Annotated in this window: 16 protein-coding genes; all 16 read right to left on the minus strand. The window is 43.2% G+C overall.

Annotation, left to right across the window (positions count from 1 at the left end):
• Positions 1-1037: 1037 nt before the first annotated feature.
• Positions 1038-2063 (minus strand): sensor histidine kinase, encoded by a 1026-nt coding sequence (locus NCY30_RS06895; RefSeq protein WP_008372095.1) that lies wholly within the window; start codon positions 2061-2063, stop codon positions 1038-1040.
• Entirely contained in the window at positions 2060-2737 is a 678-nt protein-coding gene (locus tag NCY30_RS06900; RefSeq protein ID WP_044998951.1) for a response regulator transcription factor, read from the minus strand. The genes NCY30_RS06895 and NCY30_RS06900 overlap by 4 nt, the downstream gene beginning before the upstream one ends.
• A gap of 19 nt (positions 2738-2756) precedes the next feature.
• Complete coding sequence (locus tag NCY30_RS06905) at positions 2757-4703, minus strand: ABC transporter permease (RefSeq protein ID WP_334296709.1); 1947 nt, start codon at positions 4701-4703, stop codon at positions 2757-2759.
• 115 nt (positions 4704-4818) lie between these two features.
• Entirely contained in the window at positions 4819-5586 is a 768-nt protein-coding gene (locus NCY30_RS06910; protein WP_062304187.1) for an ABC transporter ATP-binding protein, read from the minus strand.
• Between the two features lie 1088 nt (positions 5587-6674).
• Entirely contained in the window at positions 6675-7334 is a 660-nt protein-coding gene (locus tag NCY30_RS06915; RefSeq protein WP_055181937.1) for a thiamine diphosphokinase, read from the minus strand.
• Positions 7327-7989, minus strand: coding sequence for a ribulose-phosphate 3-epimerase (gene rpe, locus NCY30_RS06920; RefSeq protein ID WP_081019631.1), 663 nt, complete (start codon positions 7987-7989; stop codon positions 7327-7329). Before rpe ends, NCY30_RS06915 begins: the two co-directional genes overlap by 8 nt.
• Positions 7990-7991: 2 nt before the next feature.
• On the minus strand, positions 7992-8870 hold the full coding sequence (gene rsgA, locus NCY30_RS06925; RefSeq protein WP_250818588.1) for a ribosome small subunit-dependent GTPase A: 879 nt from the start codon (positions 8868-8870) through the stop codon (positions 7992-7994).
• A gap of 6 nt (positions 8871-8876) precedes the next feature.
• Positions 8877-10991, minus strand: a complete 2115-nt coding sequence (pknB, locus tag NCY30_RS06930; RefSeq protein WP_250818589.1) for a Stk1 family PASTA domain-containing Ser/Thr kinase — start codon at positions 10989-10991, stop codon at positions 8877-8879.
• Positions 10985-11728, minus strand: a complete 744-nt coding sequence (locus NCY30_RS06935; protein ID WP_006427776.1) for a Stp1/IreP family PP2C-type Ser/Thr phosphatase — start codon at positions 11726-11728, stop codon at positions 10985-10987. The genes pknB and NCY30_RS06935 overlap by 7 nt, the downstream gene beginning before the upstream one ends.
• Positions 11706-12776 (minus strand): 23S rRNA (adenine(2503)-C(2))-methyltransferase RlmN, encoded by a 1071-nt coding sequence (gene rlmN, locus NCY30_RS06940; protein WP_055213207.1) that lies wholly within the window; start codon positions 12774-12776, stop codon positions 11706-11708. The genes NCY30_RS06935 and rlmN overlap by 23 nt, the downstream gene beginning before the upstream one ends.
• Entirely contained in the window at positions 12769-14079 is a 1311-nt protein-coding gene (rsmB, locus tag NCY30_RS06945) for a 16S rRNA (cytosine(967)-C(5))-methyltransferase RsmB (RefSeq protein ID WP_055213209.1), read from the minus strand. The genes rlmN and rsmB overlap by 8 nt, the downstream gene beginning before the upstream one ends.
• 67 nt (positions 14080-14146) lie before the next feature.
• The gene (locus tag NCY30_RS06950; RefSeq protein ID WP_250818590.1) at positions 14147-14854 is read right to left on the minus strand and encodes a zinc metallopeptidase; all 708 of its coding nucleotides are present in this window, start codon (positions 14852-14854) and stop codon (positions 14147-14149) included.
• A 76-nt stretch (positions 14855-14930) separates the two neighbouring features.
• On the minus strand, positions 14931-15881 hold the full coding sequence (fmt, locus tag NCY30_RS06955) for a methionyl-tRNA formyltransferase (protein WP_022415853.1): 951 nt from the start codon (positions 15879-15881) through the stop codon (positions 14931-14933).
• A 1-nt stretch (position 15882) separates the two neighbouring features.
• Positions 15883-16356, minus strand: a complete 474-nt coding sequence (def, locus tag NCY30_RS06960; RefSeq protein WP_006427771.1) for a peptide deformylase — start codon at positions 16354-16356, stop codon at positions 15883-15885.
• A gap of 21 nt (positions 16357-16377) precedes the next feature.
• A complete protein-coding gene (gene priA, locus NCY30_RS06965) occupies positions 16378-18606 on the minus strand; it encodes a replication restart helicase PriA (protein ID WP_250818591.1) in 2229 nt (742 codons plus the stop codon).
• The gene (locus tag NCY30_RS06970; protein WP_006427769.1) at positions 18607-20070 is read right to left on the minus strand and encodes a UDP-N-acetylmuramoyl-L-alanyl-D-glutamate--2,6-diaminopimelate ligase; all 1464 of its coding nucleotides are present in this window, start codon (positions 20068-20070) and stop codon (positions 18607-18609) included.
• Positions 20071-20109: the final 39 nt, after the last annotated feature.

The raw sequence follows: 20109 nt of genomic DNA on the forward strand, positions 1-20109 counted from the left end.
TTCGGAAACTGGAAGTACTGAAGCATCTGCTCTGACTCCTTCATGTATTCATATTTCATTCTTTTCTCGCCTCGTTTCTGTTTCTAACTGTTGTAAAAATCATTTTTATGCCGGCTCAAAAAATGTCCTTACACATATTCAAAAGATGAAGGGCATAAATACAGGCTCTTGATGAAAATTTTTTATTTTTCCTGCAAAAAATACCCTTTCATTAATACGAAACGCTGAGAGGCATTTTTACAGCCCCCTGATGAAAATTTTTTTATTTTTTCGGTTAATTGAATACTTAAAAACAAAAAAACACTCACCTATCCAGGTGAATGCCTTATCAAAATTTCCTTATTTTGTTGTCTGTAACGCTTATCCAGAAACGCTTGCGTATCTGCTAAAATATAATTGCCAGCAATTATATTTTCACGTGGGTATGGGGACGTAATCCCAATCAAGTCTGCTACTCGTAAGTAATACAAAATTGTCAAAATGACAATACTGTAATACACGGGTGGATCTTGCTCTGGTTGTAACGTATGAATTCATACAATAATAGGCCCAAATGGGCACTTTCACCATTTGAGCCTATATATTATATATGTCTTTCAAATGATAGCTTAAAAAATAGCTGTCTAGACGGTATGTTTTTAACGTAGAATTGATTTTATGGAAGACAAGGCATGGAATGCTTTGTACCTTTAATGGAAAAATTTAATGATATTTACCATGTACAAAAAAGAAACGGCAGATAAAAAACATCACACGAATCCTTATCGTGCTGTAAACTATATAAGAGATGAGAACGGAAATCCTATATGCCCTATTGGACGTAAATTTCTTTTCAAACGAAAACAACATGTAAGATATAAAAAATATGGACGTACAGAAGAAATCTATCCAAGCTTATTAAGTGTACCCTTTTTACATAAAACAGTGACGATTTTCAAAAAACATATATTAATGTAAAGAAACGCCAGAACCAGCATTTGTCGGAACTAGCGTTTCTTTAGCAGAGACTTATTTTACAGCCCCGTTTTTTGCTTATATTATTTTCCTCCGTTGGATCTCAATTTTGGAAAGAAGATGACTATCTTAAAGCCCTTTTCCCACGGGGAAGCAGCTTCCAGACGAAGGTTTAGATCGTCAGCCATCTTCTTAACCAGGTAAAGCCCTATACCGGTAGCTTTCTTTCTGCTGTCAGTAGAATCCCCGGTAAAGCCCTTTTGAAAAATATACGGCAGATCATATTTTTTTACACCGATGCCATTATCCTCAACCGAAAGGACATCTGCGATCTCCGAATGTATCATAGAGATTGTTAGCATGGGACTATCGCTGCTATATTTTATGGCATTGCTCACGATCTGTCCCAACATAAACTGGAGCCCTCTACGGTCTGTATAGACTGTTTCAGATTGCAGTTTATTGATAATTACAAACTGCTTTTCTTCCAGAAGTGGGGCATAGTCCTCCAGAACTTCCCCCAAGCAGTCATTCAAATTGATATCCTTAAACTGATAATCCTTTGTACTGCTCTTTAACCGGGCATAGTATAACATCTGAGTGACATCCTCCTGAAGCTGACTGCGGACATAATCCAGTTTTGCTTGCAGGGGAGGAGACATTTCGTTGCTCCGATTATCCAGGAGCATGGTCAACAACGATAGGGGCGTTTTCGCTTCATGTGCCCAGCCCTCCACATATTCTTCATAGTCCTGTAGGGCATCTGCCATACTGTTACTCTCAGTTTTGTGTTCCTGTAAAACTGATGCCAGAAGCCGGATAGATTCTCCTTCTTCCCGGCTGATGGCACTGAGCAGCCGTTCCTCGTTGCAGATGGTAGGATCACTGAGGAAATCCCGGAACAGCTCTCGGCGGGTGGTCTCCCGCTTGTTTAGTACAAACAGAATTGCTGAAAACAAAAGGAGGCTTGTCAGAACTACTAACCCACTCAAGGTTTGAAATGCCTGAATGTCAGAAATCCAAAGAATGATAGCACAAAAGCAATCCACGCCCAACAGCAACAGCAGCCAGGGGTAGTACCGTTCTATCATGCGCCAAAGCCGCTTCATGGAGCCACCCCCGTTTCCAGACGATAGCCCATCCCACGAACCGCAACGATTCGCTGCTTCATCTCAAGACCGGACATCGTCTTTTTCAGCCTGGTCAGATTAACCTGCAAGGCATTTTCGTCTATATATTCCGTGGTTCCCCATAGTGCTATGCAAAGTTGCTCCGTCGTGACCAGAGCATCGCCGCCGGACAAAAGAGCAACCAACAGTTTTCCCTGATTTTTTGGAAGCACGACAGAGGTATTATGAATATAAAGCGTGTAGGTCTGCTGGTCTAACAGGAAATCTGGTCCCTCTATGAGATTGGTACGGCCTTCATACCTTTTGAGAATATTGGATACCCTGGCAAGAAGTCGATCTTTTCTGCACGGCTTCGTCAAATATTCATCAGCACCCAAGTGGAACGCTTGCAGTTCATCCTTTACCTGATCTCTGGAAGTCAGTACCAGGACGGGGATAGCGGTTTTATTCTTTAGTTCCTGGCAGATTTGAAAGCCACTGATCTCCGGCAAATTCAGGTCTAAGATCACAAGGTCAGGACGGAGGGCTGCCAGGAGCCGAACGGCATCTTCCAACTCGGTGATTGCCTCCGCAAGATACCCGTCCTTTTGAAGCATATTGCAGAGTTCTTCCCGCATATAGACTTCATCTTCCACAACAGCAATTCTTTTCACGGCAGCACCTCCTTCCAAATTATTCTTCTCTCTGTGGCTGCATCAGTGTCAGCAAATACCGATCACTGGAGCGCTTGACCACTCTCATATAAATATATTCTATCACGCAAAGCAGCAAAATCATAGTAGCAGATACAAGCAGCATTTCAGACACTGTCCCACGGGTTCGAGACGAGAGTATCCCTGTAAATAACGCCCTGACTCCAAACAGACTGCTGACAGCCGCAACCAATACAGGAAGTCCCATAAACCAGGTAATTTGCTTTCCAGCAGACTGGCAAAGGGTTTCGTAAGTAGCTCCCAGGCGGATCAGAGTCTGGTATCTGCGCCCGGTTTTCTGCTGACTCATCAGGAACTGAACACCCACGATGGTGTTGGCAACTACCAGGAAAACAATTGCTAGATATAGGGTAATATAACTGGATGCTATGGTGTAGAAAAGCTGACGACCCATATTCTGAAGATAGCTTTCATATTCAATGCCAGTTTCGTCCAGCTTCTCGTTCAAATCCAAATATGCAGTCATAAGGCTATTTCCATCCAGAGCCTGTTCACTGAGCACCGCATTGACATAGGTATCATACATCCCCTGGCTATAATATAGGAATGCTTCATCCGGAAGAATCAATGCAAAGGACAAGGTTATAGAACGGTCCGTGACCAAATTCACAGACTGAACCTCTCCTGTAAGATGAATCGGACTACCATCCAGTTCCACCTTGGGATGCCCGGCCAATACTTGGTTCAGCATTGCGGTACGGCTTACCGTAGTAAACTCTGTATCAATATAGACAGCGGCCTCCTTTTCGCCTAATTGGAGAGCCGGATTGCCGGACAATTCCAACAAACGATTATAGTCCGATAAACAAATCAAATATGGGTATGTGGCATAATCAAGATTGTTCAAAAGGACATCCCGGTCTTCCGACTGGGGCAGGCTTCGAAGAGAGTCCATAACAACGTCCATGCTGTAGGCATTATCATAATCTTCTGTGGTGTGAATACTCCCAACCCTCATTTCAAAAAGCTCTGAAAATTGATTTTCCAAACCGTTTTCTTTCAGGGCTGCCTTTATATTCGGAAGAACCTGCGATGAATCTTCTGCAGTATGATCTTCAAAAGTATAGTCGATTACATGGTCAGAAGACAGGCTATTCGTTCCTGCAATTCCTACGCCCGCACCAAAACAACACAGCGCTGCCAGAATCAGCAGGGAGCTGATGGCAATGGAGTTTGACTGATGAATGACATTCTCCTGAATCTGCCGGAAGGTAAATACATGCAGCTGCTTATTTCCTTTTCCTTTCTTAACAATCAAAGCAATCAGCGCACGCATCCCATAGAAAAGCAGCATCGTACCAACTATGCCCAACAGCAAAGTCAGTCCCATCATACTTACCTTTGTCCATGCAATTCTCTGAATCGCCATGTAGTAAGCCACTGCCAACATCACACTTCCGCATATAGCAGCCAGTCCATAGATAACAGATGGCATTTGCTTTTTGGGGTGGTTCGTTGGCTGGGATAGCAAAGTACCGATCTCTTGGCGGCTGATTCGTCCACTCAAAATCAGAAGTGCCGTCAGCTTAATTGCCAGAAATCCTGCCAGCGTCCATTCAATCGCAGACCAGGATAAAGAAAACTGATGACCGATGATCCCCATGCCTACCAGTTTGGCGGTGACAAGACTGACAATTTCTGAAAGCACCACAGCCACAGGTAATCCTATGAGCATGGCAAGAATACTGGTCAGGAAATCTTCCGCCAGAAGCATACCAAACAGTTTACTTCTACGCATCCCCAACATTAGATAAACACCAAACTCATGCCGTCTGCGCTCGAACTGATACTTGCAGGCAAAATAGATCAAAAAGAACAGAATACCGAGGGTCATCCCATAAAACGCAGGAATCAGAAGCAGGAGTTTGTCAACTGCGTCACTCTCCATTTTCTGCAAAAAGAGCATCACATCTTGAGTGGAGATGGAAAGAATCATGTAAAATGCAACAATAGAAATCACCAGGGAGCTGAAAAACAGACCGTTTTCCTTTCGGCTGCGGCGACTGTTCCGAAGAATGAGATTAGAGAACATTTGCGCTGCCCCCTCCCAGTTGCGCCATCACCTTCAGGATGCGCCCGTAGAACTCCTGCTGGCTTTCGTCTCCACGCCGAAGCTCATGAAAGATCACGCCATCCTGGATGAACAGGATGCGCTTACAGAAACTGGCGGCATTGGAATCATGGGTTACCATCAGGATCGTAGCTTGTTCGTCACGATTCAGGCCGGACAGCTTCTCCATAAGACTTCTTGCGTTCTTAGAATCCAGCGCACCCGTCGGTTCATCGGCAAGGATCATTTGGGGATGTAAGATCAGAGCCCTTGCTGCCGCAACACGCTGACGCTGGCCACCGGACATCTTGGACGGAAACTTATCCAGAACATCAGAAATTTCCAGATAGTCAGCCAACTGCTTCAGCCGCTGGCTGCTTTCTGTTTCGGCTACCCCATGCAAGGAAGTCGGGAGCAGGATATTTTCCCTGCCAGTCAGGTTGTCCAGCAATTCAAAGTTCTGGAATAGATAACCAACTTTTTTGCCACGGTACTCGGCAAGAGCCTTTTCCTTGAGGGATTGCAGAGTATCTCCCTCCACCTGAATGCTTCCACCTGTAGGCTGAATCACAGTTGCAATACAGTTGAGAAGCGTGGATTTGCCGGAACCACTGCTTCCCATAATACCGAGAAACTCTCCCGGCATGACCTGAAAAGTGATTCCGTTCAGTGCTCTCGTCTGGTTTGGCAACGTCCCATAGACTTTGGTAAGATTTTCAATATTCAAAATTGGTTTCATGTGAATGCCTCCTATCCATTTCTGGGTAAATGATAGCACAGAAGCACAATAAATAACACTTACAGTCGCTGTAAGGATTCTGTTCCTGTTTTCAGAACAAGAATGACGCATCAAGCGGAATAAGTATATGTTTTGTATAAACGTCGGGTGACAATGAAAAAATATGCTGGACTACCGGATTGGCTAACTTGCATTTCTTTGTCAATTCTGGTAACCGCTTCAAACATGGAAGTTTCTGTTCTTACTTTTATTATACTCAATCAATAAAATCAACACGGTTCAGCAAATTTTAATTATTTCCAATATGACAAAATTGCTTCCTGTTATATTTATCTATTTCTTTATTTCTCTATTATTCCGATCCGGTCTTCCAAAGGTATAAATAAGGTGTAAATTATTCGTCAATCATCAAAAAATCCTTTAAAGCCTAGGCTTTCACAGCATCCATTAAACACTGCCGTGACAATTAAAAGCAAATCATAATACAACAACGTTCTGTTCGATACTAGAAATATATCATCAGCATGCAGTTTGAGTGAAAAAAGTCTCATGGTCATGAGCAAAAATGAAAGCAAAATTTATTAGATGGTACAACATACTATGCCTTTAAAATTCCAGTTACATATTCATATTGGAACCTAATCACCAGTTATTTTTATTATAATACTTGCAAAAAAGAAGCGCTCATACAAGCACTTCTCCTTACCATATTAGGACTTCAATCAAAAGTTAATGGGCCACAAAGTGGGCCATTTTTCAAAAACTTACATGAATTTATATAGAGTTTTATCCAAGTCGGAAATCCGTTAAATGCTCTAGCTATCAGCATTTAAAGGCATTTAACAACTTATATGGACATTTATGAAATCGGTCTCGTAATAACGATTCCTAATTTCATTTTTCTATTTCCTCCTGTGAATCTATCTGTTTTCTCTTTTTGGCACTCTAGGTCTGATAGTCTTGCCGGTAATCATTCTCATTCCGGCACTCTTATATCACAATAAAAAAGTCTTAACACAGTATTTTGTATTATACCATGCTAGGACTTTTTTGTGAATAATTTTGCTTTAAATTCTATTATGAAAATTTTATCTGTCTTTTGTCTCCATCAGGATTACAATCCCTTTCATGAAGCTGATCGTAACTTCATCTTCCTGAAACTGATTGCTTACACACAGACTGTCATAAGGAATCAGGGTATGATTATCAAGCGGATACTTTGCCCCCTTAATACTAAATCCATATACCTCTTCCCCCAACGGGAACACTGAAAAATACGGCCCATATGTTTCACCTTTCTTCAGATGTGTCTCCCCGCCTCCGATCAGACGGATCTTATTCTGCGTATCCATAATAACGGCATCAATCCCTGCTTTAAATGGAATTGCAAGGCTCTGTACATTAGCCCAGAGATGATCAATTCGCCCTCCGGTCGCTCCAAGGATCAGGATTTCCTTAGCCCCTAGTGTCATCGCAAGTCTTATTGCAATCTCTGTATCCGATGCATCCTTTACCGGATTAAATTCACGAATAGGAACATTCGTCTCATTGCGGTAATAATCACCGATTTCTTTTTTTACACTGTCGAAATCGCCAACAATATAATTCGGCAGTATCTGATGTCTGCAAAGGAACTCCATACCTCTGTCCACACCGATGACATACTGATTCTCTTCTTTTTCAAGAATCGATAATACAAATTCTTCATTCAGTTCCCCACCACTGATGATGATAATCCTCTTACTCATAACTCTTTAGTATCTCCATAAATTTTGCAGTATTTTCTCCGGCATCCCCTCTGAATACAGCGGAGCCGGCAACAATCACATTCGCTCCTGCATCCAGTACTTCTCTTACATTCTCTACATAGACGCCGCCATCTGCCTGAATATCCGTCTCCAGATTTTTTTCATTTAACATCGCACGAATCGCACGAATCTTGTCCAATGACTCTGGAATGAATTTCTGTCCTCCGAATCCAGGATGAACACACATCACCAGAATCATATCCACTTCTTCAAGATACGGTACAACTTCCTTCACATCCGTCTCCGGATTAATAGAAAGTCCTACTTTCATTCCGCATTCGCGGATCTTATTCAGCGTAGCTTTTACATCCTCACAGGCTTCTACATGTACAGTTACAGAATCAGCCCCTGCTTTCTGAAATGCTTCCACATAACGGATTGGCTCCTGAACCATCAGATGTGCATCCATGAATTGCTCTGTAGCATCATGAATCGATGCCATAACCGGCATACCGAATGAAATGCTTGGTACAAACATTCCATCCATGACATCAAAATGAATATATTCCGCTCCATTATCCTCAGTCTTTTTCATTTCCTGACCCAAAACTTTGAAATCCGCCGCCAGTATTGACGGTGCTAATACATAGTTTATCATCAGTACCTCCTCTTATTCTTCAATTCCTCATACATTTCTATATAATTCTGATAACGGATCTTATGAATCTTTCCTTCTTCCAAAGCTTCTTTTACTGCGCATCCCGGCTCATGCACATGATCACATCCATTAAACCGACACATTCCTTCATATTCCCGGAATTCCGGGAATAAATATTTCAATTCTTCTTTTTCATAATCATTGACGTACAATGAGCTAAATCCGGGTGTATCCATGATATAAGAATCCTCATCGATCGCGAATAGTTCCGAATGTCGTGTCGTATGTTTGCCACGCTCAATCTTTGTGCTGATCGCACCGATCTCCATCTCGGCGTCCGGCTGCAGAATATTGATGATCGAAGATTTTCCTACCCCTGACGGCCCTGCAATTGCCGTCGTCTTTCCTTTTAGCAATTCACGTATTTTTTCAATTCCCCGTTCTTCTTTTGCACTTACGAATACCATTGGATAGCCACATGTTTCGTAGATTTCTTCCAGTTCTTTTATCTGAGGATCTGTTGCAATATCTTCTTTATTAAAGCATAAAACCACCGGAATTTCTTTGCTTTCCATCATGACCAGAAATCTGTCCAATAGATTAAAATGCGGATTCGGTTTTGTGATTGCAAAAACCACCAATGCCTGATCGATGTTAGCCACTGCCGGACGTATCAATTCATTCTGACGAGGCAAGATTTTTACGATATTGCCTTTCTTCTCGGATTCATCCAGAACCTCTATCTCTACATTATCTCCGACCAGAGGTTTTATCTTTTCTTTACGAAATACCCCTTTTGCTTTACATTCATAAACACCGAATTCTACTACATGAACGTAGTAGAATCCGGCAATTCCTTTTATAATTTTTCCCTGCATATCTTTTTACTGATTACCACCGTTATTTCCATCACCGGAATTCTGGCCGTTATTTCCTGAATTTCCGGAATTGTCACCATTATTTCCAGTGTTATTACTATCTTGTGATTTTGATCCAAGACTGATCACATAACTGATTGTTCCTCCTTTGGAAACTGTTCCTGAAGAAGGAGTCATGGAAATAATACATCCTTTTGCATAACTGTCACTGTATTGTGAATCAGATATATTGGTATAAAGTCCTTTTGACGATGCCCAGCTCTTCAGTGCTGATTCCTGTTGACCGACAAAACTCTGTACTTCTATCTTTTCCTCCGGTTTCGGTCCGTTACTTACGGTAATAGAAATACTCGTTCCTGCAGAAGCCTTTGTTCCAGGTTCTACTGTCTGACTGATGACCATTCCTTTTTCTACACTGTCGCTGTAATCATAAGTTACAGTTCCTACATTAAATCCGTAACTCTTGATTGTACTCTGTGCAGTTGCATCTGCCATACCTCTTACATCCGGCACTGTCTTCTTATTGCTTCCCTGACTTACCAGCATCGTAACCGTCGAACCTTTCTCAGCTTTTGTACCTGCTTCCGGTGTTGTACTGATTACTTTTCCACTTTCAACACTGTCATCATACTGGAAACTTGAAGTTACTTTAAATCCTGCCTCCTCAAGTTCATTCTGTGCCTCTGTCTCACTCATACCACTGACATACGGTATTGCCTTTTTGCTTCCAACTAGTCCTGAACTTACAACTACTTCAATCTTGGTATGTTTTGATACCTTTTCTCCGGCTTCCGGTGTCTGTTTTGAGATCTTTCCTGCCTTATACTTCTTAGACTCTTTTCTTGTCACAACCTGAATTCCGAGTCCTTTTTTATTCAGCAGTGCCTTTGCATTCTCTTCAGACATACCACGGACATCCGGTACTGTGACCTTGCCTGATTTATCTTCCTCGTCCTGAGTTGTAATTCCACCAAATGATTTAAATACGCCTGCCGCCTTACCAACAGTAAATACAAGGATCAGCACGATGATCGCCACAACTACGATTGTAAGTATCTTCATGATCTTATGCATATGCGGATTGACTTCATCTGCCCCTCTGCCACTTTCATAATTCTCATAATCTTCGTCGTTGTCATCATTTCCATACATGGTATCTGTATCATACTCATCTGTATCATACTCTTCTGTATCATACTCTTCATCATCATTTCCATGCCGGATATCATCCAGATCTTTGTCTGTCATGATAACGGTATCTGTCATACCACCGATTGGAGGGATCACTACAAAATCCCCATCCGGATCGACCAGTGAATGCTTCAGATCTTGAATCAGAGCCCCTGTACTTTCATATCTTCTCTCTGAACTTTTCTGCGTACATTTCAGAATGATCTGCTCCAGACTGTACGGAATATCCGGTACGAGTTCTGACGGCGGTGTAATCTCCTGCTGCAGATGCTTCATTGCAACTTCTACCGTTGTCTCCCCGTCAAATGGAACCTGACCGGTTACCATTTCGAATAAAGTTATACCAATTGAATAAATATCACTTCTCTGATCACTGAATCCGCCTCTTGCCTGCTCCGGCGACGTATAATGAACCGATCCCATCGCATTCGTACTTACCGTATTGGACGTTATGGCCTTCGCAATTCCAAAATCCGTAACTTTTACCTTTCCGTCCTTGGAAATAATAATATTCTGTGGTTTGATATCGCGATGGATAATTCCCGATGCATGTGCTGCGCCGATACCGCTGCACATCTGAATCGCAATACTGATCGTCTCTTTATGAGAAAGTCTTCCCTTTCTCTCTATATATTCTTTTAATGTAATTCCTTCTACGAGTTCCATAACCATATAGTTAAGGCCACGGTCCTCCCCTACATCATATACATTTACAATATTCGGATGTATCAGTCCGGCTGCTGCCTGTGCCTCCGAACGAAATTTTCTCACGAAATTTTCATCCTCTTTATACTGTTTCTTTAATACCTTAATCGCTACATATCGGTTCAGCATCTGATCCCGGCCTTTATAGACATCTGCCATTCCGCCGGCACCGATCTTACTAAGTACAGCATATCTCTTGCCTAGTACGATTCCATCTTTTACCATACACTCACCTCATCAGCAAGTGGCTCTGCTACGATAACCCCTATATTATCTCTCCCGCCATTGCTATTTGCTTTTTCTATCAACATCTGAACAGCTTCCACTACGTCTCTGGAACCTTTGACAATATTGAACATGTCTTCATCCTCTACCATATTACTGAGGCCATCTGTACACATCAATATCATATCACCCTTTTTCAGACGATATTCATAAATGTCCGGTTCCACATCTTCTTTTACACCAATTGCCCGTGTAATGATGTTCTTATCCGGATGGTTTCTTGCTTCTTCTGCTTTGATTCCACCAAGTCTTACCATCTCTTCTACCAGCGAGTGATCTTTGGAAAGCTGACGGATCTTATCGTTGATCAGGTAAAGTCTGCTGTCTCCCACATTGGCAAAGTACAATGTATTGCCAACAACAGTTGCCGCTACCAGTGTCGTTCCCATACCTTCCAGTTTTATATCTCTTGAAGCTGCCTCGATTAATTTATGATTTGCAATACTGACTACGCTCCTTAGGATCTCCTCGGGTTTATCCATCGGTGTCTTCTTCAGTTCATCTTTTAATACATTTACCGTATAACTGGACGCGAAATCTCCCGCCTTATGTCCGCCCATTCCGTCGGCGACCGTAAGGAGATTTGGAAATGGTCCAATCGGTCTGTCTGTCACATATACATAGTCCTGATTGACCTCACGTCTTCTTCCTACATCAGTCATTGCATAAATTTTCATCTGTCTCTCCCTCGCTTTTGGCTGCGTGTCTGCGACGCAGCTGTCCACAGGCTCCGTCAATATCAGAGCCTCTTTCCCTTCTTATAGTAACATTAATTCCGTTTTTTTCAAGTTTATTTTTAAATTCCAGGGCATTTTTGCGGTCCGGCTTTTTAAAATCTCTTTCCTTGATCGGGTTCACCGGAATCAGATTAAGATGACAATTTCGCCCTTTTAAAATCGTCGTAAGTTCCCGGATATCGTCCGGCTGGTCATTCACTCCGGCTACCAGACTGTACTCGAAAGTAATCCTTCTTCCTGTCTTGTCAAAATAATAATCGCAGGCATCCAGTACTTCCGACAGATCGTATTTATTCGCTACCGGCATCAGTTTCTTACGTTTTTCCTGACTGGAACCGTGAAGTGAAAGTGCCAGTGTGATCTGAAGTCCTTCCTCCGCAAGCCGTCTCATATTCGGAACGATTCCACAGGTAGACGCCGTAATATTTCTCTGACTGATATTCAGTCCGTGCTCATCACTCAACATATGGATAAACTTTACAAAATTATCATAATTATCGAGCGGTTCTCCGGTTCCCATCACAACAACATTCGAAACACGTTCTCCGGTAATCTTCTGGATGTGATAGATCTGCCTTAACATCTCAGACGGCTCCAGGCTTCTTACCAGTCCACCGATCGTTGAAGCACAGAATCTGCACCCCATACGGCAGCCCGCCTGTGAAGAGATACATACGGAATTGCCGTAATTATATTTCATCAGAACACTTTCTACCATATTACCGTCTTCCAGTTCGAATAAGAACTTCTCCGTCGGATCTTCTTTTGATATCTGATGATCGATCATCTTCACTTTGCGGATCTCATAATTTTTTTTCAGTTTCTCACGTAAGGCTTTTGACAGATTCGTCATTTCATCAAAATCATCTGCCAGCTTTACATGAAGCCATTCATAGATCTGTTTGCTCCGGAATGCCTTCTCTCCGATTACAAGCATCTCTTCTTTTAATTCATCATAATTATAGGAACATATATCTTTCTTACTCATGGTTCACCCTTTTTATTATTGCTATGTAGAATCCATCTCCTGCATCTTTACCCGGAATCATCTGTTTGTCTTTCACCAGTTCAAATTCCGGATATTCTTTCAGGAACCATTCTACATTCCCCTCATTCTCTTCTCTGTGTATGGTACAGGTACTATACAGAAGCTTCCCGTCCGGTTTTACATAATCCTTTACCACCGACAGGATCTTCCTCTGTAATTCCACCAAGTCAGCTTCCGTCTTTTCATTCATCTTATAACGCAGATCCGGTTTCTTTCCAAGTACACCAAGTCCGGAACACGGAAGATCTGCGATTACAATATCTGCACTCTTTTTCTTATCCGGATCATACACAGTTGCATCCTGGCATACTGCCTCAATATTAGTAAGGCCGCTTCTTTCGATGTTGTCCCGGAGCAGATCGACTTTATATTCAGTCAAATCTCTTGCTTCCACATGGCCGGTTCCGTTCAGAAGTTCTGCGATATGTATGGATTTTCCACCCGGTGCGGCACACACATCCAGTACCTGGTCTCCTTCTTTCACTTCTGACCATAATGCTACCTGCATAGAGCTTAAATCCTGCACCTGATAAAGTCCTTCGCAGAAGCTTGGAAGTACGGACAGGTGATCATATCCTGACAGATATAATGCACACGGAATCTCCGGCACTTCACCAACCGTTACACCTTCTTTTTTCAGGATTCCGACCAGATCTTCTTTTTTGATCTTATGTTCATTAAACCGGACTGTTAATGGCTTTTCTTCCAGAAATGCACTTCCGATTGTCTTTACTGTCTCTTCGTCGTATACGTTCAGCCATTGTTTGACCAGCCATTCCGGCAGCGAATACTTCACGGAAAGGTAAGACACCTTATCCTTCTCATCCGGATAGTTAATCTTGTCAAGATTCCTGCTGATATTGCGGAGCACTCCGTTGACGAATCCTTTCAGATTCACGAATCCTCTTTTGCCTGCAAGCTTCACCGCTTCATTACAGATTGCCGAATCCGGTACGCTGTCCATATATTTCATCTGATACACCGAGCTTCTTAAGATCGTTCGTATCAACGGTTTCATCTTATTTACTTTTACCTTTGAAAACAGATTAATGATATAGTCGATCTCAATCATGCGTTCCAGGGTTCCATTTACCACTCTTGTGATAAATGCACGTTCTCGTTTGTCCAGATACTGATATTTATCCAGAACATTCTTTATAACAATATGGCTGTACTCACCGTCTCTCGTGATCTGAAGCAGCATGTCCAGCACTAATTCTCTTTCATTTACAGACGCCTGCATACGTCCCCTCCTCTTCCCATAGATATACAATCAGGGAAGCGGTTTATATCCCCTTCCCTTTCGTTAATTAATCGTTTCTTCGATTTCCAGTCAGAAGCAGTATACGCAGAAGCTGCAGAATTGCAGATGCTGCTCCGGCTACATAAGTAAGCGCTGCCGCTGTCAGCACCTTTCTGGTATCTCTGACTTCATCCTCATACAACATGCCTGTATTACCAAGGATCTTTAATGCTCTGTGCGACGCATCAAATTCCACCGGTAATGTCACAATCTGGAATAACACTGCAAGTGAAAATGCAAGGATTCCAAGATTGATGAACAGTGAAGAGGTCGTACTGCTGTTGAAGAAAAATCCAAGGATAATTAACGGCCACGCGATCGAACTTCCGAAATTCGCCACCGGCACCAGGCTGCTTCTCAACTTCAGCGGCACATATCCCATCGCATGCTGTACTGCATGCCCGCATTCATGCGCTGCTACGCCAAGTGCTGCTACTGATGTAGAATTATACGTTGCATCCGAAAGTCTCAGCGTCTTTGTTCTTGGATCATAATGGTCAGTGAGATTGCCGGAAATATGCTCGATCCGCACATCATACAGTCCTTCCCTGTGAAGGATCTGCTCTGCAGCATCTCTTCCTGTCATACCGGAATGATTCCTTACTCTGGAATATCTGCTGAATGTGGAATTCATCTTCGCAGATGCGATCAGGCAGATCACGACACCAATCAGCACTAATATATACGTTGGATCAAAATACATTGGATAATACATAATTATCAGCCTCCTTGCTCTCTATGACCTGCATTATATATGAAAATTTCCCCAAATAGCAGGTTTTCATACATTTTTAACAATTCTTAATCATTTGTGAAGAAAGTTCACATCCTGTTTCGATCTGATAACCTCGTAAGAAAGCGTCCGCTTCCATTCTCTTCTTTCCCGGGATCTGAAGTACCAGTACTTTCAGAAGTCCGTCTCCTGTCTGTACAGAAAATCCGTCTTTTTCCACTTTCACGATTGTTCCCGGGGTTGCATCGGTATTCTCATCCAGAACTTTTGCTTCCCAGATTTTCATGACTTTACCATTCCAGTCTGTGTAAGCACTCGGCCATGGATTCAGACCCCGGATCAGACATTCGATTGCCTTCGCAGACTTGCTCCAATCGATATCTCCAAGCTTTTTGTCCAGCATTTTCGCATATGCTGTCGGGCTTTCTCCCTGTGTTTCCCACGTTGCGGTCTTATCTTCCAGTGCCTTTAATGTCTCAACACAGAGCTTTGCACCTGCTTTAGCAAGCTTGTCATGAAGGCTTCCGCCGGTCTCATCTTCTGCCAGTGGCACTTCTGTCTTCATGATCATATCTCCCGTATCCAGGCCTTCATTCATCTGCATCGTCGTTACACCGGACACTTTATCCCCGTTGATAACTGCCCACTGGATCGGAGCCGCACCACGGTAACTTGGCAATAAGGACGCATGTACATTGATGCATCCGTATGGTGTCATCTCAAGAATTTCTTTTGGAAGGATCTGTCCGAATGCGATAACGACCATGATATCTGCATTATATTTGCGAAGTTCTTCTACGGCCTGCGCTTCTCTGATCTTCACCGGCTGAAAGACCGGGATTCCATGTGCCAGTGCTGCTTCTTTGACCGGTGTATACTGCATCTTGCCGCCACGTCCCTTCGGCTTATCCGGCTGTGTGACTGCAAGTACGACTTCATGTCCGGCTTCGATCAGTGCTTCCAGTGTTCCGACCGAAAAGTCCGGTGTTCCCATGAATATTACTTTCATGCTATTCTTCCTCCTCATAGTTCACGTCATGTACTTCACCCTCTACCAGTCTGGTATATAACTTACCATCCAGATGGTCGATCTCATGACAGAATGCTCTTGCAAGGAGACCTTCTCCTTCCAGGATCACTTCTTCCATATCTTCATTCAATGCTTTTACTTTCGCATAATTCGGTCTTGTCACGATTCCTGCTTTTCCAGGAAGGCTTAAGCATCCTTCTTCGCCTGTCTGTTCTCCGGATGTCTCCAGGATCACCGGATTGATCAGGACGATCGGTCCTTCTCCGATATCAATGACTACGATACGCTTCAGGATCCCAACCTGTGGTGCCGCAAGCCCTACGCCCATTGCTTCATACATGGTATCTAACATGTCGTTGATCAGTACTTTTGTGCGAAGCGTCATCTTCGTTACTTCTTTACATTCTTTATTCAGAACTTCATCCCCAAATTCTCTGATTGTTCTAAGTGCCATCTCTTTTGTCTCCTTTATCTTTTAAAAAATATTCATCGGATTAAAGTCAAACTGTATCCTCATGTTCGCAAATCCTCTGTTGATCTCGATATAGCGTTCCATATGGTTCTTGATCCGCACAAGCACCTGATATTCCTCACTTTTCAGATATATGACTTTCCGGTAAACGTCATTGACTTTTCCAACCGACGGACTTGCCGGTCCGATTACCTGCACTTCTCCGTCTGCGCTTACCCTGATTACATATTTCTTCAGATATTCTGCTGCCGTTGTAAGCTTATTTTCATCAGATCCGGTCATCAGGACTGCCATCAGCTGTGATGCCGGCGGATATCCCATCAGATCCCGGTAATTCATCTCTTTTTCATAGAAGCCTTCGTAATCCTGTCTCGCTGCCATCCGGATACTGTAATGATCCGGACTGTAAGTCTGTATTATTACCTCCCCCGGACGTCTGCCTCGTCCCGCACGGCCCGCCGCCTGTGTCAGGAGTTGGAATGTACGTTCTCCGGAACGGTAATCATCCGAATACAGCGACATATCTGCCGCCAGAACACCGACCAGCGTCACATTTGGAAAATCATGTCCTTTTACGATCATCTGTGTCCCGATCATGATATCTGCTTCTTCGTCTGCGAATTTCGCCAGGATTTTCTCATGTCCGCCTTTGTTCTTCGTGGTATCCATGTCCATCCGAAGAACCCTTGCCTGTGGGAATTCCCGCTTCACCAGATCTTCAATCTGCTGTGTTCCCGCCCGGAAACCTCCGATATACGGAGACCCGCACACCGGACAATTCTTAACAGTCTGTGTCTCATACCCACAGTAATGACAGACCATTTTTCCGCCCCGGTGTACCGACAGTGATACATCACAGTGAGGACATTTTACTACATATCCACAGGCTCTGCAAGAAACAAAGCCTGCGTATCCTCTCCGGTTCAGGAATAACATTATCTGTTCCTTCTTCTCCAGCCGGTCCTGCATCAGTAATTTTAACCGGTCACTTAAGATAGAACGGTTCCCATGCTTTAATTCTTCCCGCATATCTGCCACATATACTTCCGGAAGTGCCTGCATCCCGGTGCGGTTCCTAAGCCTCAGCATCTGATATCTGCCACACTCACACGCATAAAATGCTTCCAGAGACGGAGTTGCCGAACCAAGTACTACACTTGCGCCCTCCATCCGTGCTCTTTCGATTGCCGTCTCTCTTGCATGAAATCTCGGTACCTGTTCACTCTTATAAGTCGGTTCATGCTCTTCGTCAATGACGATCAGTCCCAGTCGTTCGAACGGTGTGAACAGAGCCGATCTCGGACCAATCATGATATCGACTTCACCTTTTTTCACACGTTCCATCTGATCATAACGCTCTCCCTGTGACATCCTGGAATTCAGGATAGACACCCGTCCGCCAAATCTTGTGTAGAACCGCATCACGGTCTGATAGGTCAGTGCTATCTCCGGAATCAGTACGATTGCCTGTCTGCCCTCACTTAGGACTTTATCGATCATTTCCATATATACTTCTGTCTTGCCGCTTCCTGTCACCCCGTATAACAGATAAGTCTTACGGATTCCCTGCTCATAATCCTTCGAAAATGTCCGGATTGCCGCCTGCTGTTCTTCTGTATAAATGATTTCTTTTTGCTCTTTCTGCTGATAAATCACCGGGTTACGGTATACTTGTTCCGATTCCAGTGCCAGAACCTTCTGCTCTTCCAGTGCCCTTACCACACTTCTCGTCAGATTCAGCTTATGGATCAGAAAATCATAATCCTGTTCCGGCTGATCCAGAAGTGCCGCCAGAAGTCTGGCTCTTGCTTTCTGATTCTTGTGCAGATACAGTTCCAGCTTTTCTTTTCCCTCTGCTTCCGGCAAAAGAAGCCGTACCTTCTGCTTTTCCTTTGCTTTTTCTTTCTTCTTGATCGGAAGTACCGTCTTCAGTGCCTGGATCATCGTTCCCCCGTAAGATTCCTTCATCCAGGCTGCCAGTGCAACAAGTTTACTTTCAATCGCCACACTTTCTTCGGCAATTTTTAAGACCTCTTTCATCTTCTCCGGTGCATACTCCGCACGTTCGGAGAATCCGGTTACATAGCCTTTGATTTCTTTATTTCCCATGCCGAACGGAACTACAACTTCCATTCCAACCTTAAGCATCCCCTCCAGATGAGAGGGGATGCGGTATTGAAAGACTTTATCTAATTTTTCATGCGTAATATCAACGATAATATCAGCGTACATTTATTTCTTTAATTCCTCTAATACTTCCTTGATCAGAACACGTTCGTCCATATCGTGTTTCACACCCTTGATTTCCTGATATGTCTCATGTCCCTTTCCTGCCAGAATGATGACATCTCCAGGCTGGCCGTGTTCGATCGCATACTTGATTGCTTCTTTTCTGTCACAGATCGTGATGTATTTTCCATCTGTCTTCTTCATTCCTACTACAATGTCATCGATGATCGCCTGTGGTTCTTCAAATCTCGGGTTATCAGATGTGATGATCGTAAAGTCGGATAATTTACCGGATACTTCACCCATCTCGTAACGTCTGGTCTTAGATCTGTTACCGCCGCAACCGAATACGGTCACGATTCTTTCCGGATGATAATCTCTTAATGTATCCAGAAGACTTTCGAGTGCCATGGCATTGTGTGCATAGTCGATCATCAATGTAAAGTCATCAGATACTTTGATCATCTCGATACGGCCTTTGACTCTTGCAACCTTCAGCGCCTTCTTAATATCTTCTACCGGCACACCGAAATGTCTGCATACAGCAATTGCTGTCAGTGAGTTATATACACTGAAGTCTCCGGGAATGTCGATCTCTACATCAAAGTCCATAAGTCCTGCTACATGATACTGTACTCCAAGGTATCCAGGTCTTGAGATGTGCTTTACATCCGTTGCACGAATATCTGCTTTTTCAGAAAATCCAAATGTTTCCACTTTGCATGTTGCGTCTTTGAATATATCTTCGAACCATTTATCATCTACATTACCGATTCCGATCTTACACTGCTTGAATAACAGGCTCTTACAATATTTATATTCATTGAAATCTTTGTGCTCATTCGGTCCGATATGATCTTCTCCAAGGTTCGTAAAGATTCCGATCTCAAATGGAATTCCTGCGGTACGATCCAGTTTCAGCCCCTGTGAAGAAACTTCCATAACTACACATTCGCAGCCTTCTTCTACCATCTCTGAAAAATATTTCTGAATGGTATAAGATTCCGGCGTTGTATTATTTGCCGGGATACTCTTATCTCCGATGATTGCCTCAATCGTACCGATCAGTCCGACTTTGATGCCGACTTCTTCCAGAATGGATTTCACCATATAGGTTGTCGTTGTCTTTCCTTTTGTTCCTGTGATACCGATGACTTTCAGCTTCTCTGCCGGATATCCGAAATATGCTGCCGAAGTTAATGCCAGTGCGTAACGGGTATTCTCTACCTTAATGACTGTCAATCCTTCCGGTGCTTCTACATCTTTTTCTACGATCACAGCCGCTGCTCCTTTTTCCGCAACCTGCTGTACATAAGCATGTCCGTCGGAAACCGCTCCGCTGATGCATACGAACACGCTTCCTTCTGTCACTTTACGGGAATCGTTGATCAGTTCTGTGACTTCAATCTGGTCGTCTCCCTGTACTACTTCATATTCTAAACGTTCCAGTAACTGGGTTAATTTCATCTGATTGCCTCCTATTTTCCTACAATATCATAAGTATAC

Origin of the sequence: Dorea sp. MB18-49 (assembly GCF_023669465.1) — a bacterium.
GTDB classification, from domain to species: Bacteria; Bacillota; Clostridia; order Lachnospirales; family Lachnospiraceae; genus Dorea_A; species Dorea_A longicatena.

Coding starts and splice junctions, on each gene's coding strand:
- NCY30_RS06935 (WP_006427776.1), bottom strand. CDS start 11,728: ATGAAAATTTATGCAATGACTGATGTAGGAAGAAGACGTGAGGTCAAT.
- NCY30_RS06950 (WP_250818590.1), bottom strand. CDS start 14,854: ATGTATTATCCAATGTATTTTGATCCAACGTATATATTAGTGCTGATT.
- NCY30_RS06905 (WP_334296709.1), bottom strand. CDS start 4,703: ATGCTCTTTTTGCAGAAAATGGAGAGTGACGCAGTTGACAAACTCCTG.
- fmt (WP_022415853.1), bottom strand. CDS start 15,881: ATGAAAGTAATATTCATGGGAACACCGGACTTTTCGGTCGGAACACTG.
- NCY30_RS06970 (WP_006427769.1), bottom strand. CDS start 20,070: ATGAAATTAACCCAGTTACTGGAACGTTTAGAATATGAAGTAGTACAG.
- def (WP_006427771.1), bottom strand. CDS start 16,356: ATGGCACTTAGAACAATCAGAGAATTTGGGGATGAAGTTCTGAATAAA.
- NCY30_RS06895 (WP_008372095.1), bottom strand. CDS start 2,063: ATGAAGCGGCTTTGGCGCATGATAGAACGGTACTACCCCTGGCTGCTG.
- rsgA (WP_250818588.1), bottom strand. CDS start 8,870: ATGCAGGGAAAAATTATAAAAGGAATTGCCGGATTCTACTACGTTCAT.
- rsmB (WP_055213209.1), bottom strand. CDS start 14,079: ATGCAGGCGTCTGTAAATGAAAGAGAATTAGTGCTGGACATGCTGCTT.
- priA (WP_250818591.1), bottom strand. CDS start 18,606: ATGTACGCTGATATTATCGTTGATATTACGCATGAAAAATTAGATAAA.
- rlmN (WP_055213207.1), bottom strand. CDS start 12,776: ATGAGTAAGAAAGATATATGTTCCTATAATTATGATGAATTAAAAGAA.
- NCY30_RS06910 (WP_062304187.1), bottom strand. CDS start 5,586: ATGAAACCAATTTTGAATATTGAAAATCTTACCAAAGTCTATGGGACG.
- pknB (WP_250818589.1), bottom strand. CDS start 10,991: ATGGTAAAAGATGGAATCGTACTAGGCAAGAGATATGCTGTACTTAGT.
- NCY30_RS06915 (WP_055181937.1), bottom strand. CDS start 7,334: ATGAGTAAGAGGATTATCATCATCAGTGGTGGGGAACTGAATGAAGAA.